Below are 14616 nucleotides of genomic sequence, written 5' to 3' on the forward strand. Positions count from 1 at the left end.
TGGCCAAGACCACCTTCTACCTGCACCTCAAGGAGTGCGAGTTTCGCTTCAACCATCGCCACGACGACCTCTATCGGGCGACCCTTAAGTTGCTACGATCCAACCCCCTCTGAGGGGCGTTTGCTTCCTAAGACCCTTTTCAAAGGGGGAACTGTTTCGCTGGGGAGTGGGGGTTACTCGCAAACGGGCTGGGATCTTTCAACCGCAAACAAACGCCTCGCTCGCCTCTTCCTCACGCGCATCCTCGCGCACCAGCCGATCGACCCGCGCCATCGGCGGGCCGTGGCTCAGCCACGCGGCCAGGCGCTCGATCGCGGCGGCATCGCCGACCGCCAACACCTCGACGCGGCCATCGCGCAGGTTGTTGGCGTAACCGCGCAAACCCAAAGCGATCGCCTGCTCGCGCGCGGAGGCGCGAAACCACACGCCCTGCACTTTGCCGGCGACGAAAAACCGCGCCGCGCTCATGTGTTTCCCGCAGACGCACCCGAGTTAGGCTTCGCGTCGCCCGGCTTCGGGCCGCCGGCCTTGGCGATGGCGTCTTCGAGCTTCTTCGCATCCACCGGGCCGAGGAATTTCTCCGCGACCTTGCCGTCGGGCCCGATCAGATACGTCATCGGCAATCCCTTGGGCGTGTCGAAAGCCTTGGGCGGATCGGCGACATCGACGATGGCGATCGGGTACGACACCGGATGCTGCTTGAGGAAAGCCTCCATGTCGGGCTTCTCGATTTCCTCGTAAGCCAGACCCACCACTTCGATGTGCTCGCGCATCGTGTCCAGCGCCGACAGCTCGGGCATTTCCTTGATGCACGGCGCGCACCAGGTCGCCCAGAAATTCACCACCACCCAGCGGCCGCGATGCTCGGACAGGTCGTAGGTCTTGCCGTCGATGGTCGCGATGCGCAGCGCCGGGGTGTCGGATGCGGGCGCCGGCGTCGCCGCGGGCGGCGCTTCGACCGGTTTCGCATCGGCCGGCTTCGACTCCGCGGCCGCCGTCGCATCGGCCGGCGCCGCCGCCGGGTGACGCTCGTCGGCGGACTTCTGGCAGGCGGCCAACAGCAGAGCCGCGATCGCCGCGGCGAGCAGCGGCGCGACGGCGCGGGAATTGCGAACGCTCACGATCATGGTTGTTCCTCTTCGGCGTGAATGCTGGACACGCGTCGTTTCATCAGCGCGCGCAGCGGCACGCGCAGTTCGTCCATCGCCGCGACCGCGGACTGGCCCAGCGAGTCGTCGCGGCACGGCAACATGGCTTCGGCGATGGGGATGCGCAGGTTGCAGGCTTCGTACAGCTCGCCCAGCGACAGTTCGTCGAGATCGCGCGCCAGCAGCCATTCGCCGCTCTCGGCGCGGCGCACCACGCTGATGTCGCCCAACTGCCCGAGCATCTGCTGGACCAACGCGTCGGTGAGCATGGGTTCGAGCTGCTGGATGTCGTCGCTGTGCAGGCCGCGGCCGTCCTTGCGCGCCTCGTTGAAGCGCGCCAGCAGGCGCAGCAGGCCGTACATCTCGAAGCCCAGCGGCAGGCGCATCGCTATGGGCTGATAGCGGAACGCGGCGATCGAGGAGGCCAGCGACGCGCCCAGCAACACCGCGATCCAGCTCAGGTAGATCCACAACAGGAAGATCGGCACGAAGGCCAGCGTGCCGTAGATCTTCGAATACGAGCCGAAGCTGCCCAGGTACAGGCCGATGCCGCCCTTGACCACCTCGAACAGCACCATCGCCAGGAACGCGCCGGCGACCGCGTGGCGCCACTTGACCGTGCGATGCGGCACGACCTTGTAGATCGCCGCGAACGCCAGCCACTCCAGCCCCATCGGCGCGGTGCGCAGCAGCAGGCTTTCCAGCCAGCGGCCCGGTTCGGTCGAGAACACTTCCATGGCGAAAAAACGCGCCGAGATCGCCAGGCTGGCCGCGGCCATCAGCGCACCCAGGGTCAGCACGGTCCAATAGACCAGGAAACGTCCCAGCCGCGGCCGCGCCGAGGGCACGCGCCAGATCCGGTTGAACGCGGCTTCCACGCCGTTGAGGGTGATCAGCAGCGAGACCACCAGCGCGATCACGCCGGCGGTGGTGAGCTGGCCGGCGTTGGCCGAGAACTGCTTGAGGTAACTCTCCACCGAGCGCGCCGCCGAAGGCACGAAGTTGGAGAAGATGTAGTCGCTGAGGCGGTCGCTCCATTCGCTGAACATCGGGAACGCCGACAACACGCCGAACACCACCATCGACAGCGGCACCAGCGCGAACACGGTGGTGTAGGACAGCGCGCCGGCGGCCTGGAACAGGTTGTCGTCGAGGAAGCGGCGGCTGAGGAAGCGAAAGAAGGTCGCCACGCGCGCGCGGTCGCGCACGCGTTCGCTCCAGCGATAGATCGAGTCCAGTGGTTCCATCCGGCGCAGGTTAACCGATGGGGTGTGGGGGCGGTATTCATGGTGGGCATGGAGGCGGCGGCGCGCCCTCATCCGGCGCTTCGCGCCACCTTCTCCCGCCAGCGGGAGAAGGGAACCTCGCGCTCGCTGCTTTTGAGCCCCTCTCCCGCTTAGCGGGAGAGGGGTTGGGGTGAGGGCCGCCCGCCCCGCCGGCCGCATTCCTCTATCCTTCGCAGCGCAAAGGAGAATTCGATGACCGAAGTTCTGGTGCTTTACTACAGCCGCGGCGGATCGGTGGCGCGGCTGGCGAAGCAGATCGCGCGCGGGATCGGCGAAGTCGCCGGGGTCAGCGCGCGCCTGCGCAGCGTGCCGCCGGTGGCGGCGGTGACCCAGACCGCGGCGCCGCCGGAGCCCGAGGACGGCGCGCCCTACGTGGAAGCGCGCGATCTGACCGAATGCGCGGCCCTGGTGCTCGGCAGCCCCACCCGCTTCGGCAACATGGCCGCGCCGGTCAAGCACTGGCTCGACGGCCTGGGCGCGCAATGGGCCAGCGGCACCCTGGTCGGCAAGCCGGCGGCGGTGTTCACCTCCACTGCCACCCAGCACGGCGGCCAGGAATCGACCCTGCTGACGATGATGGTCCCGCTGCTGCACCACGGCTGCGTGATCGTCGGCATTCCCTACACCGAGCCCGCGCTCAGCCACACCCGCGGCGGCGGCACGCCCTACGGCGCCAGCCACGTCGCCGGCAGCCAGGACGATCCGCAGCTCAGCGACGACGAAGCCACGCTGGCGCGCGCGCTCGGCCGCCGCGTCGCCGAGCTGACCGCCAAGGTGAGCCGTTGAACGCGCCCGCCCCGGCCCGGCCGCCGCGACCGCGCGCGGACTGGGTGCTGCTGGCCGCGCTGCTGGCGCTGACCGCGCTGTTCGGCCTGTGGTACGTGCTGCCGGGCCGGCATCTGCTCGCCGGCCTGAGCGTGTTCATGGCGCCGCCGGCGCTGCTGGCCCTCGGCGTCGCCCTGCGCAGCCGCCTGGCCGCGTACTGGTCGGGCGTGCTCGCCCTGTTCTGGTTCTGCCACGGGGTGATGCTGGCCTGGTCGTCGCCGGCCGAGCGCGGCTATGCCTGGATCGAACTGGCGCTGGCGCTGGTGGTGATCTTCGCCGCCAACCTGGCCGGGGTGAAAGCACGCTTCGGCAAGAAAGCCTGAGCCGCGAACCGCCCCGCTTCGCCATACCCGAACGAACGGCCTGCGCCGCGCCGCCAACGCGGGTAATGCCGCGGCGCCCGGCCGCGCCGCCGCCGGGCCTATAATTCCGTCCTCCCCAGCTACACGCGAACCCCTCGAGATGGACCAGCTCTGCATCGTCACCACCGGCGGCACCATCGACAAGATCTACTTCGACGACAAGTCGGACTACCAGATCGGCGAACCGCAGATCGGCCGCATTCTCGATGAGCTGGGCGTGGCCTTCCGCTACAGCGTGATCCCGATCATCCGCAAGGACTCGCTGCACATCACCGCCAGCGACCGCGAGCTGATCCGCGCCGCCATCGCGGCCCAGGATGCGCAGCACGTGCTGGTCACCCACGGCACCGACAGCATGGTCGAGACCGCCAAGGTGCTGGCCACGATCCCGAACAAGACCATCGTGCTGACCGGCGCGCTCAATCCGGCGCGCTTTCGCGGCTCCGACGCCGAGTTCAACATCGGCACCGCGGTCGGCGCGGTGCAGTCGCTGCCGGCCGGCGTGTATATCGCCATGAACGGGCGCATCTGGGACCCGGCCAAGGTCCGCAAGAACGTCGAAGCCAACCGCTTCGAAGCGGTCTGACGGCGGCGCCGGTCGCGGCCGCGGCCAGCCGCCGCAATCGGCAAACCACGATGTGTCGCCGCGCACGGCTTGCAGGGCCGTGCGCGGATTCGCCGACGCGGTCGCGCACCCGGTGGCACATCGATTGAGCAATTCGCCTTTGCTGCGCCGCCCGATCGATTAGCATCAGGGGCTTGTCCTACTGTTGCGGTGATCTTCATGCGTCGATTCGTACCGGCCCTGACGGTGTCTGCCCTGGCCTTGTGCACGCTGGCCGCCTGCCAGAAGCCAGCCGAACCCGCCCAGTCCGCCCCCGCGGCGCAGACCGACACCGGCAAGGCGCCCGCCAGCCAGCCCGTCGCGGCCGCGCCCAATCCGCTCGAACCGCCCGAACGCGTGCTGCGCAACGACGCCATCGGCTACGACGGCTTCAACGGCAGCACGCAAGCCGGCACCGTCAGCGCCAAGTTCGGCAGCGACGCGCCGACCATCCGCGGCGCCTGGGGCGGCGAGATGAAGGACAACAACAGCCAGCGTCCCGACGCCAAGTGCTACCTGCTGTATCCGGTGCGCGGCGCGATCACCCACCAGTACGGCTTCCTGATGGGCAGCGACGGCCTGGCCGGCATCGACGTGTACGACCCGAAGGCGCTGGCGCCCGGCGGCGGCCACATCGGCATGAGCATCGATGAGATCAACAAGGCCTACGCCGGCAAGGTCAAGCAAGTGCCCAACCCCAGCTTCGAAGGCGCCGCCTTCCTGCAGGTCGCGCCGCCCGACGGCAAGGACACGCAGCTGACCTTTGAAACCGACGCGCTCGGCAACGTTACCAACTGGCGCATCGCCAAGCGCGCGGCGCTGGAACCGAACGAAAGCTGCACGCGCTGAGCTAGCCCTCCTCACCGGCGCAGCCTGGTCGGCGGATCCGAACTAGCTGCGCGGCCCCTCGCGGCGGCTTCCCGATCGCAAGCGCTATGCCCGCATAGCGCAAATGCTTGCGGGCCAATTTCGCGGGCACACGCGTCCGCGATCCGATGTCCACGCCTGGCCACCGCCGATAACAAACGCATGCCGCGCGCATGGCACGGCGTGCGTTTTTCGTAACCCGTCCGGGTCGGGGCAGGACGGGGCGTCGCGACTCAGTTGGCGGACGTTTTGCCAACCTCGCCCAGGAACGCCAGGCCCAGTTTGGCGAACGGCACGCTCGCCGTGACGCTCTGCCCCCCCGTCGCCAAGGTGTCGTTGGCAGTGTGGACCTGCGGCAGGTGCTGGCCGTTGGCGTTGCCGCCCTCGAAATACATCGCCGCCGGATAGCCCGCGCTGGTCCACGAGGCATGGTCGGAGCAGCCGTAAGTACAGGTGTACTCGCCAAGGCGCATGCTGCCGCCGAGATAGGTCGAAAACAGGTCCCGCAGCAATTTCTGCAAGCCGGCGTTGGAGTAATCGCTGATCACGCGCACGTCCGGCGCGGTGGCGGTACGGTAGTTGGTCATATCCAGCTGCAGCACGCCCACCACGTTGACGCCGCGGTTCTTGAAATCGTTGGCGATCGCGTTGGAACCGCGCAGGCCGACTTCTTCCGCCGCATAACCCATCACCTTGATCGTGCGCTGCGGCTTGTAACCGCTGGACAGGGCGATACGCAGTACTTCGGTCAGGGTCGCGATGCCGGAGGCGTCGTCGTCGGCGCCGGGCGCGCGCATGAACTCGCCGCTGCCGCTGTTGGAGATCGAATCCAGGTGCGCGCCGAGCACCACCACTTCGTCGGGCCGCTCATTGCCGCGGATGGTCAGGATCACCGACGGCTGCTGGCCGCAGTTGCTGCAAGCGGTGAACAGTTCGATGCCGACATCGCTGCGGCCGGCACCGAGTTCGGCCCAGCGATCGCGGACCCAGAGCGCAGCCTTGCGCCCATAGCTGGAACCGGCGTAGCGGTTGGGCCAAGTGGTGGACATCGTCTTGATGCTGGCGAGGATGTTGGCTTCCTTGACCTGGCTCAGCCATGGCGCGACCGTGGCCTGGTTGTCGATCGCATAGTCGGCGAAGGCGGTGCCCATCGCCTGCACGCTGCGGTCGTTGCGCACGAACGCCTCGGCTTCGGCGCGGGTATCGAACGCGAAGTAGCCTCCGCAACGGCGCTCTTTCTCGTGCACATGGCGCGACAGGTCGGTGAGCTCATGCGCTTTGAGCTCCGACACCATCAGCGGCGCGCCGGTGACGCCGATGCGCGCCTTGGCGTTGCGGGCGAGCGTGCTTAAACCCGCGTCGTGGGTCTGGCGCGAGGTCACCACGTACACCGGCTTGAACGGATCGGGCTGCCCGGCGGCGCTTTGCGCAAAGGCCGGAGCGAACGCCGCCAGCGATGCCAGGGAAAGGGACAACAAGATGTTAGGTTGCACGATTGGACTCCTTCGAAATGGATTCACGCGCGAGCGACTGCCCACGGCTCGGACACAACGCCTGAGCGAGCGGGCGCATCGGTGTCGGCCGATACAGACTAAAAGCGCATACGCAAGTGCGCGGCCGGAATTTCACGGCGCGGGGCGGCGCACGCGTGACGGCAGTCGTGCACTGCGGAAAATCAGACGAGTCCCAATCGAAGGCCGCGCGGCGCGCAATGGGCTGCGCTTTAACAGCAGCCGTGTTCGCGCCCATCGACGCGATACCCATGCGACCTGCAAAAAAAAACCCCGCTGGGGGCCGGGGCAGCGAAGCATTCGCTAACAAAAAAGCATGGAACCAGCCGCGCCGCGCGATGCGTCCAATGCGATTGCTAGCCGCGCTGCGAGCTCGTGGCTTACGTTAAAGGCCGCCCGGGTATCGAAGGGATGCAGGCGCGCTCATGTCGGCGCCGTATCCGTGACCGCAATCATGCAAGCCGGACTATCAGACGAATCCGAATTCGAAGCCGGCGCGCCGATCGGGCATGTCGGGGCAGCGGAGGTTTCGGCCCCGGGCGCAGACATACACCACGACGATGAAGCCGCGGACTCCTGTCTGGAGCACCTGCCGGCAAAGAAAAAACCCCGGCCGGGCCGGGGTCGCGAAGGTATCCGCCAAGTGCCGAGCACGAGGGCGGGCCGCGATGGACGCGGCCCGCCAGCGCGATCAGAAGGTGATGCTCCAGGTGTCGATGCGGCCGATGTCGCCGTTGGCGTTGTCGTTGACGCGCAGCTTCCACACGCCGTTGAGCGGCTCGCTGGACAAGTTGAAGGTGAAGGTGCCGCTGACGTTGTCGGCGCTGCCGCCGGTGCGGTTGTGGATGTTGTAGAGCGAACCGTCCGGCGCGACCAGATCGACCTTCAGATCGCCCTTGTAGGTGTGGATGATGCTGACCGACACGCTGGCGCTGGCCGGCGCGTTGCCGGTGCGGCCGGACACCGTGATCGGGCTGTCCACCGTCGCGTTGTCGCTGATCGCAACGTCGGTGCCGTTGCTGTAGGTCTGGGTGCCCGGACCCGGTCCCGGATCGGTGCCGGCGGTCTTGCCCAGTTCGCCGAGGAAGGCCAGGCCGAGCTTGGCGAACGGCACGCTGTTGGCCGCCGAGTTGCTCATGTTGGCCATCGTGTCCGACGGCGAATGGATGTACGGCGAATAGCCGCCGCTGGAGGTGCCGCCTTCGAAGTAGATCGCCGCCGGGAAGCCCGCCGAGGTCCACGACGCATGGTCGGAACAACCATAGCCGCAGGTGTAGGTGCCCAGGGTGCCGCCGAGATAGGTCGAATGCAGATCGCGCAGGAACTGTTGCAGCGCCGAGTTGGAGTAGTCGGTGACCAGGCGCACCGGGTTGGGGCCGGTGGTGCGGTAGTTGGTCATATCCAGCTGCAGCACGCCCACCACGTTGACGCCGCGGTTCTTGAAGTCGGTGGCGATCGCGTTGGAACCGCGCAGGCCGACTTCTTCCGCCGCATAGCCCATGAACTTGATCGTGCGCTTGGGCTTGTAGCCGCTGGCCAGCGCCACCCGCACCACTTCGGTCAAGGTCGCGATGCCCGATGCGTCGTCGTCGGCGCCCGGCGCGTTCATCGCATCGCCGCTGCCGCTGCTGGAGATCGAATCCAGGTGCGCGCCCAGCACGACCACTTCGTTCGGCAGTTCGCTGCCCTGGATGGTCAGGATCGCCGACGGCTGAGTCGAGCAATTGGTGCAGCCGGTGTACAGCTCCGCGCTGACGTCGCTGCGGCCGTTGGCCAGCGCGAGCCAGTTGTCCTTGATCCAGGTCGCCGAAGTGCGGCCGTGATTGGAGGAGTAATAACGGTTCGGATACTGCGTGGACAGATGGTTGATGGTGCCGCGGATGTTGGCCTCGGCGACCTGGCTCAACCACGGATTGACCGTGGCCTGGTTATCGACGGTGTAGGTCGCGAACTTGTTGTTCATCGCCTCCACGCTGCGCTCGCTGCGCACGAAGGCTTCCGCCTCTTCGCGGCTGTCGAAGGCGACGAAGCCGCCGCAACGCTTTTCCTTCTCGTGCACGTGACGGGTCACGTCGGTGAGCTGATGGGTCTTGAGCTCGGCGATGACCAGCTTGTCGCCGGCGCGGTTGCTGACGCCGCTGGCGCTCTTTGCCAGCGTCTGCACACCGGCGTCGAAGGTCGCGCGCGAGGTCACGATGTAGACGGGCTTGAACGGATCGTCGGTCGCGTCGGCCGGGCGTGCATGGTCGTGGCCATGGCTTTGTGCGAGGGCGGGCGATACGGCGGCGGCCAGGGCGAGTGCGAGCAGGGCCGGAACGAACTTCACGGGCGTAGAGGCGAGGTGCGGATTCACGAATGGCGCTCCAGGTTCGGCGTCGTCGGCGGATGCTCCGGCATCGGCGCTAGGACGCGGGGTGATGGGAAAACGATCGCAGGGTGCGATCGCCGGAGGACTAGCTGCGCGTGAAAGCGGCGCCGAAACGTGCGTGGGGAAAACGATCCGAGGCGCCCGGTGTTCGACCCTAATCGCGCGCTGGCGCATCAACAAGCGACAACCGGTGCGAGCGCACATTCGCGTTCGTGACTTGAGTCATGCAACCGAGCAGTAAACGATTACGGTGCGCTCGCGCATGGAGTCCGGCCTCTTCGGGCCGCGAAAACCCCTGAATTTTCAGGGTTTCGGCGCTGGAAACACGATGCACATCGCGCGTGGCGATGATGCGCCGCACGTCGCGGATTGATGGATGCTTTTCGCGATGGTGCCGCGGATGAGTCCGATGGTTATCAGGAAGCGGTGGCATCGCTGCATGTTTTCGATAGCATCGCGTGAATCTTCGTGAGCCACAGGGCCTGTGCGTGCCTGTGCGCGCGATGCCGTCGCGATCGCGGCAACGCTCAAAAACGAACGCCCCCGGCCGAAGCCGGGGGCGCGTTATCGTCGTCGGCCGCTCGCGACAGGCATGCGCCCGCCGCGGCTGTGGCCAAAGCGCAACGGCCTTAGAAGGTGATGCTCCAGGTATCGATCCGGCCGGTATCGCTGGTCGCGTTGTCGTTGACGCGCAGCTTCCACACGCCGTTGAGCGGCTCGCTCGACAGATCCTTGTTGAAGGTGCCGATGACGTTGTCGGCGCTGCCGCCGGTGCGGTTGTGGATGTTGTAGAGCGTACCGTCCGGCGCCACCAGATCGACCTTAATGTCGCTCTTGTAGGTGTGATAGATCGTCACCTGGACCGGCGTGCTCGGCGAACCATTGCCGGTGCGGCCGGACACGGTGATCGAACTTTCCACCGTGGCGTTGTCGATGATCGCCACGTCCGTGCCGTTGGTGTAGGTCTGCGAACCGCTGGTGCCGACGGTGACCGAACCGGTCTTGGTGTTGGTGGCGCCGTCGTCGTCGGTGACGGTCAAGGTGACGGTGTAGGTGCCCGCCGTGCTGTAGGTCTTGGACGGATTGGCCGCGGTGGAGGTGGTGCCGTCGCCGAAGTTCCAGCTGCGCGAGGCGATGGTGCCGTCGCTGTCGGTGGAGGTGTCGGTGAAGTTCACGCTCAGGCCGCTGGCGCTGGAAGTGAAATTCGCCACCGGCGGATTGTTGACCGGGCCGGTGCCGCCCACGGTGAAACGCACGGCGTTCGGAGTGCCCGGCTTGCCCGAGGCGTCGGTGCCCTGCACATAGACCGTGTGCGGGCCCTGGCTGAGGCCGGTGGTGGAGATGCTGCCGGTGACGTTCTCGTTGCTGCTGTTGAAGCTGCCGTCGCTGGCGCTGAGCGCGATCGGCGTCGCTCCGCTCGCCCACGGCGGCGCATCCAGATACGCGCGCGCCGAGGCGATGTTCTGCACCGCTTCGGTCCCGTTGCTCTGATTGAACAGGCCGTCGTTGATGTTGGCGGTGACCGTCACCGGCGTACCCGCCGGCACCGTCGCCGAAGACACGTTGACCACGGTGGTGTCCGGGCCGCTGGGCAGCTTGTACGGCGCCCACAGGCTGCGCGCGACGTAACGCAAGGTCTTCAGGTTGTTCGGCAGCGTGGTGCCGGTGAAGCTGCTGCAGCTTTCGAAGAAGCTGCCGCCCAGTTCGATCGTGTAACCCGGCACGCCGAGCAGACCGTACATGGTGTCGTCGGTGGTGCCGTCGGTGGCGTACAACTCGTCGGACTGTTGCGGACGATAATTATTGAAGTACGCCATGCGCCGGCCGAAGGTCTGCAGCGCGGCGCTGTTGGGCGCCAGATTGCTGGTGTCGCCCCACGACCACAGCACCAGTTCGGCGGCGCTGTGGATGTCGATGAATACGCCCTGGGTATCGTCGGGTGCGGCGGTGCTGGTGTCGTCGGGACGACGGTCCTGGAAGATGCCGCCGGTGTAGACGCCGTTGCTGCCCTTGGTGCCGGCGACCAGACGCATCAGGTTCTGCGTTTCCGGGTCCGAGGCCACGGTCGGGCCGCGATAGGTTTCCGCGCACTGGTTGCCGCTGGAACCGCCGGGCGCGGTGTTCCAGTGGAACGGGAAGTTGCGGTTCAAGTCGGTGCCGTAGCTGCTGGCGCTGCAATTGCCGCCGTTGCTGTTGTTGACGTTCTTGCGCCACGACGATCCGGCCTCGGCCTTCTTGCGGCCGTCGGGATTGGCCTGCAGCACCAGTTGGAAGGCGAAGTTGTCGAGCAGCCAGGTCGCTTCCGGATCGGTGCCGTAGCCGTTGACTAGGCCTTCGGCGAAACGGGTGACCAGTTCGGCCGGCGCGTACTCGCGGGCGTGGATCGAACCGAACAGCACCAGCGTGGGCTTGTTCGGCAGCGCGGCGTCGGTGGCGGTGTTGCTCAGCCGCAGCACGCGCATGTCGTAGCCGGTGCCGGCGCTCTGGGTCTTCTGCCAGCTCGGGCCGATGTTGGTGATGCGCGCCAGGTTCGGCTTGTTCGCCGCCAGCGTGTCCATCGTGGAATAGGTTTCTTCCACCGTGCGGAAGCAGGTGAAACCGGGAATGCTCTTGGCGCCGTTCAAGGAACTTTGCAGCGCGCTTTGCAAGCGCTGGATCTTGGCGGTGGCGTCCTGGTCGATTTCATACTTGAAACCGGCGCGGGTCAGCGCGGTCAGGTCCTCGGGCAGGGCCTCCACGCGCACGGTCTTGGCCTGGCGATCGACGTTGAGATGCTGGAAGCGCGAGGCGATGCGCTGCAGTTGCGCGGGGTTGTCGTACTTGGCGGTGACGAAGACGGGTTGCTCATCGGCGGCCGCGGCGCTGGCGGACAAAGCCAGCAACAGCGGCAACGCGGCGTGTTGGAAGCGCATTGGGAAACTCTCCATGTACCGGTGCGGTGGGTAGCGACGCGGGGACGTGCTTGGTATCCATGCTGCGGATGAGTTCGAAGCACTGACAAGCACCGTTGGGCGCGCGAACGCGGCGCTTTCGTGATGTTCGCAGCAGAACGACGCGGCGATGACTTGCGCGCGAACGCTTAGCGCTTTGAAGCCTGAGCGATGCGGTCGCGGCCGCGGCGAGCGTCGCTTCGCCGCCGCTGCCTCTTCACCAGGAAAAACGCCGCGGCCTTTTGGGCCGCGGCGTTCGGTCGATCAACCGCAGTGGATCAGAACGTGATGCTCCACTTGTCGATGCGGCCGGTATCGACGGTCGCATTGTCGTTGACGCGCAGCTTCCACACACCGTTGAGCGCTTCGCTCGACAGATCCTTGTTGAAGGTCTGGATGATGTTGTCGGCGCTGCCGCCGGTGCGGTTGTGCAGGTTGTAGACCGTGCCGTCCGGAGCCACCAGGTCCACCTTCAGATCGCTCTTGTAGGTGTGGTAGATCGTCACCTGGATCGGCGTGCTCGGCAGACCGTTGCCGGTGCGGCCGGACACGGTGATCGAGCTTTCGACCGTGGCGTTGTCGGGAATGGCGACGTCGGTATCGTTCGTGTAGGTCTGCGAACCCGGAGTGCCGGACACCGTGACCGAACCGGTCTTGGTGTTGGTGGCGCCGCCGTTGTCGGTGACGGTCAGCGTGACGGTGTAGGTGCCGGCGGCGCTGTAGGTCTTGGACGGGTTGGTCGCGGTCGAGGTCGTGCCATCGCCGAAGTTCCAGCTGCGCGAGGCGATGGTGCCGTCGCTGTCGGTGGAGCTGTCGGTGAAGGTCGCGGTCAGGCCGCTGGTGGTCGAGGTGAAGTTCGCGACCGGCGGAGTGTTCGGCGTGCCGCCGCCGGAATCCAGACCGTCGATGAACTGCGCGCCGGTGTTGCCCGCATCGAGCCAGTTGCTCAAACGGGTGCTGGCGGTGCCGCCGCCGGTCCACGAGGTGAACACGCGGCCGTACTGGTCGCTGCGGTTGGTGCCGGTGGCGCTGCAGCTGGACGGACCGCCGTGCAGCTGGCCGATCACGCGCTTTTCAGGGCTGTACAACGGCGAACCCGAGGAACCGGGCTCGGTCACGCCGCCCGAGGGCTGCCACTGCACGTTCAAGTGCGTGGTGCCGGCGCCGCCGCCCCAGGCCACGAACGAAGTCGGGCTGACCGAAAGGCTGATGCGCTTCTCGGCGACGTTGGGATGATGGATGCCGATCGCGCCGGAGAAGTTCTGGTCGCGACGGTCCCAACCGGCCCAGTACAGATTGAACGCCGGGTTGGCCGCGGTGTTGAGTTCCAGCAGGGTGAAGTCGGAATCGGCGTAGGTCGCCTTGACCGTCGAACCGGACTGGTTCTGGGCCAGCGAGCCGTCGCCGTTGGCGCCGCTGGCCGGAGTGTTCGGCGCGCGGCAGGTCGAGTTCTGATAGTTCCAGTACACCACGATGCTGGCCGCGGTCGAAGCGGTGGTCATGCCGCAGTGATTGGCGGTCAGGAAGTACATCTTCTTGTCGTTGGCGGTGTTGTTGACCAGCGAACCGGTACACGCCAGCGAGCCGCTCTTCGAGTAAGCCGCGACCGAACGGATGATGTCGCGACGGCCGTCGCCGTCGGAGCAGACCACGTCCACGTTGCATTGACCCGACACGCCCTTCTCGCCGCTGGCCGCGGCCAGACGACGCGCGAGCTGACCGAAACCGCGGTAGTCGTGGGCGATCTGGCCCAGCTTGAGCTTGAGTTCGCCCAGCTTGGCGCGCGGCACCACCACTTCGATCACCGCTTCCTGGCCCGGCACGATCGCCGTCCACAGCTGGCCCTGCGCGTTATTGTCGCGCGCGGTGTATTCGCTGATCAGGCTGCGGTCGCCGCCGGCGGCCTGAGTGGCCGGATAGATCAACAGACGGCCGCCCTGCGGCATGTGATATTCGGAGAAGCCGAAGTTCAGCGACAGCGCTTTTTCCGAACGCACGCGCTGACGCCAGATGACGTTGTCGGCATCGAGGTCTTCCCATACGCCCGAATTGAGCGTGGTCATATCGACCTTCATCGGGAAGGCGAAACGCGGGATGTCGCCGCGCTTGTCGCGCAGCAGGTCTTCGGCCTTCAGCTTGGCCACATCGACCGCGGGCATGGCGCGCACGGCGATCTTGTCCAGGCTGGAAATATTGTGATGATCGAAAGCCGCCGGGCGCGAGGCCGGCGCGGCGAGTGCGGCGCTGATCGAGAGTCCGAGCAACAACAAGGAACCACAAATGCGTTTCATTGAGTCTCTCCGTCCGTGATTTGAGGCATGACCTCGACGCCCGGCAGGGCCGGTGCTGGTATGGCGATAGCGTCGGATCAGGCGGTGGGAACTGGATGCTCCAGTGTTTGATGCAGGCGATGCCGCATGCTTCCCCTTCAGCGTGCGTTTGCAGCTACCACGCGTGGTGCGGATCGATCAATCTTTTGCACCACGGCGCGACTTTGCGGCAGCCGCGTCGCGCACAACAAGACGCAAATCCTCCAAATCGACATCGGATTCGTGCATCGCGTCACGCATACGAGCAAGATTTGTTTCTGCTGAAATCGGTGTCTCGAACAGGAAATTGAAACTGAGACATCGCGCGAATTCATAATGCAATGCAGCTCACGATGAAAGGGAACTTGCGGGTGGGGCGGCGTGCGGCCGCGGCGATGAACGCGGC

General features: G+C 66.3%; 11 protein-coding genes and 1 pseudogene. 5 read left to right on the forward strand and 7 right to left on the reverse strand.

What is annotated here, in order from left to right; genetic code table 11:
- Positions 1-113, forward strand: a pseudogene (locus tag AB4Y92_RS24490) (IS1595 family transposase); the annotation flags it as partial.
- Between the two features lie 85 nt (positions 114-198).
- Here AB4Y92_RS24490 and AB4Y92_RS24495 read toward each other — a convergent pair.
- Genes AB4Y92_RS24495 through AB4Y92_RS24505 form a run of 3 tightly spaced genes read right to left on the reverse strand, consistent with a single transcriptional unit; the run spans position 199 to position 2395 of the window.
- Positions 199-468 (reverse strand): acylphosphatase, encoded by a 270-nt coding sequence (locus AB4Y92_RS24495; RefSeq protein ID WP_441821995.1) that lies wholly within the window; start codon positions 466-468, stop codon positions 199-201.
- A complete protein-coding gene (locus AB4Y92_RS24500; RefSeq protein ID WP_441821996.1) occupies positions 465-1127 on the reverse strand; it encodes a TlpA family protein disulfide reductase in 663 nt (220 codons plus the stop codon). Before AB4Y92_RS24500 ends, AB4Y92_RS24495 begins: the two co-directional genes overlap by 4 nt.
- Positions 1124-2395, reverse strand: coding sequence for a YihY family inner membrane protein (locus tag AB4Y92_RS24505; protein ID WP_441821997.1), 1272 nt, complete (start codon positions 2393-2395; stop codon positions 1124-1126). The genes AB4Y92_RS24500 and AB4Y92_RS24505 overlap by 4 nt, the downstream gene beginning before the upstream one ends.
- A gap of 231 nt (positions 2396-2626) precedes the next feature.
- Here AB4Y92_RS24505 and wrbA point away from each other — a divergent pair, with 231 nt between their 5' ends.
- From wrbA to AB4Y92_RS24525, 4 genes are all read left to right on the forward strand, one after another.
- Positions 2627-3220, forward strand: coding sequence for an NAD(P)H:quinone oxidoreductase (gene wrbA, locus AB4Y92_RS24510; protein ID WP_057943905.1), 594 nt, complete (start codon positions 2627-2629; stop codon positions 3218-3220).
- Positions 3217-3582, forward strand: a complete 366-nt coding sequence (locus tag AB4Y92_RS24515) for a DUF2069 domain-containing protein (RefSeq protein ID WP_441821998.1) — start codon at positions 3217-3219, stop codon at positions 3580-3582. Before wrbA ends, AB4Y92_RS24515 begins: the two co-directional genes overlap by 4 nt.
- 139 nt (positions 3583-3721) lie before the next feature.
- Complete coding sequence (locus AB4Y92_RS24520; protein WP_441821999.1) at positions 3722-4207, forward strand: asparaginase domain-containing protein; 486 nt, start codon at positions 3722-3724, stop codon at positions 4205-4207.
- A gap of 198 nt (positions 4208-4405) precedes the next feature.
- A complete protein-coding gene (locus AB4Y92_RS24525) occupies positions 4406-5074 on the forward strand; it encodes a hypothetical protein (protein WP_441822000.1) in 669 nt (222 codons plus the stop codon).
- A 251-nt stretch (positions 5075-5325) separates the two neighbouring features.
- On the opposite strand, the gene AB4Y92_RS24530 is transcribed toward AB4Y92_RS24525, so the two are convergent.
- The 4 genes from AB4Y92_RS24530 to AB4Y92_RS24545 form a co-directional block, all read right to left on the reverse strand.
- The gene (locus AB4Y92_RS24530) at positions 5326-6585 is read right to left on the reverse strand and encodes a M20/M25/M40 family metallo-hydrolase (RefSeq protein ID WP_441822001.1); all 1260 of its coding nucleotides are present in this window, start codon (positions 6583-6585) and stop codon (positions 5326-5328) included.
- A gap of 709 nt (positions 6586-7294) precedes the next feature.
- On the reverse strand, positions 7295-8956 hold the full coding sequence (locus AB4Y92_RS24535) for a M20/M25/M40 family metallo-hydrolase (protein WP_441822002.1): 1662 nt from the start codon (positions 8954-8956) through the stop codon (positions 7295-7297).
- A gap of 644 nt (positions 8957-9600) precedes the next feature.
- On the reverse strand, positions 9601-11883 hold the full coding sequence (locus tag AB4Y92_RS24540; protein ID WP_441822003.1) for a M14 family zinc carboxypeptidase: 2283 nt from the start codon (positions 11881-11883) through the stop codon (positions 9601-9603).
- A gap of 296 nt (positions 11884-12179) precedes the next feature.
- Positions 12180-14192: a proprotein convertase P-domain-containing protein gene (locus tag AB4Y92_RS24545; protein ID WP_441822004.1), complete on the reverse strand. Its 2013-nt coding sequence runs from the start codon at positions 14190-14192 to the stop codon at positions 12180-12182.
- Positions 14193-14616: the final 424 nt, after the last annotated feature.

The organism is Lysobacter sp. TAB13 (genome assembly GCF_052113885.1).
Taxonomy (GTDB): Bacteria; Pseudomonadota; Gammaproteobacteria; order Xanthomonadales; family Xanthomonadaceae; genus Lysobacter; species Lysobacter gummosus.

Coding starts and splice junctions, on each gene's coding strand:
- AB4Y92_RS24495 (WP_441821995.1), bottom strand. CDS start 468: ATGAGCGCGGCGCGGTTTTTCGTCGCCGGCAAAGTGCAGGGCGTGTGG.
- AB4Y92_RS24500 (WP_441821996.1), bottom strand. CDS start 1,127: ATGATCGTGAGCGTTCGCAATTCCCGCGCCGTCGCGCCGCTGCTCGCC.
- AB4Y92_RS24505 (WP_441821997.1), bottom strand. CDS start 2,395: ATGGAACCACTGGACTCGATCTATCGCTGGAGCGAACGCGTGCGCGAC.
- wrbA (WP_057943905.1), top strand. CDS start 2,627: ATGACCGAAGTTCTGGTGCTTTACTACAGCCGCGGCGGATCGGTGGCG.
- AB4Y92_RS24520 (WP_441821999.1), top strand. CDS start 3,722: ATGGACCAGCTCTGCATCGTCACCACCGGCGGCACCATCGACAAGATC.
- AB4Y92_RS24525 (WP_441822000.1), top strand. CDS start 4,406: ATGCGTCGATTCGTACCGGCCCTGACGGTGTCTGCCCTGGCCTTGTGC.
- AB4Y92_RS24540 (WP_441822003.1), bottom strand. CDS start 11,883: ATGCGCTTCCAACACGCCGCGTTGCCGCTGTTGCTGGCTTTGTCCGCC.
- AB4Y92_RS24545 (WP_441822004.1), bottom strand. CDS start 14,192: ATGAAACGCATTTGTGGTTCCTTGTTGTTGCTCGGACTCTCGATCAGC.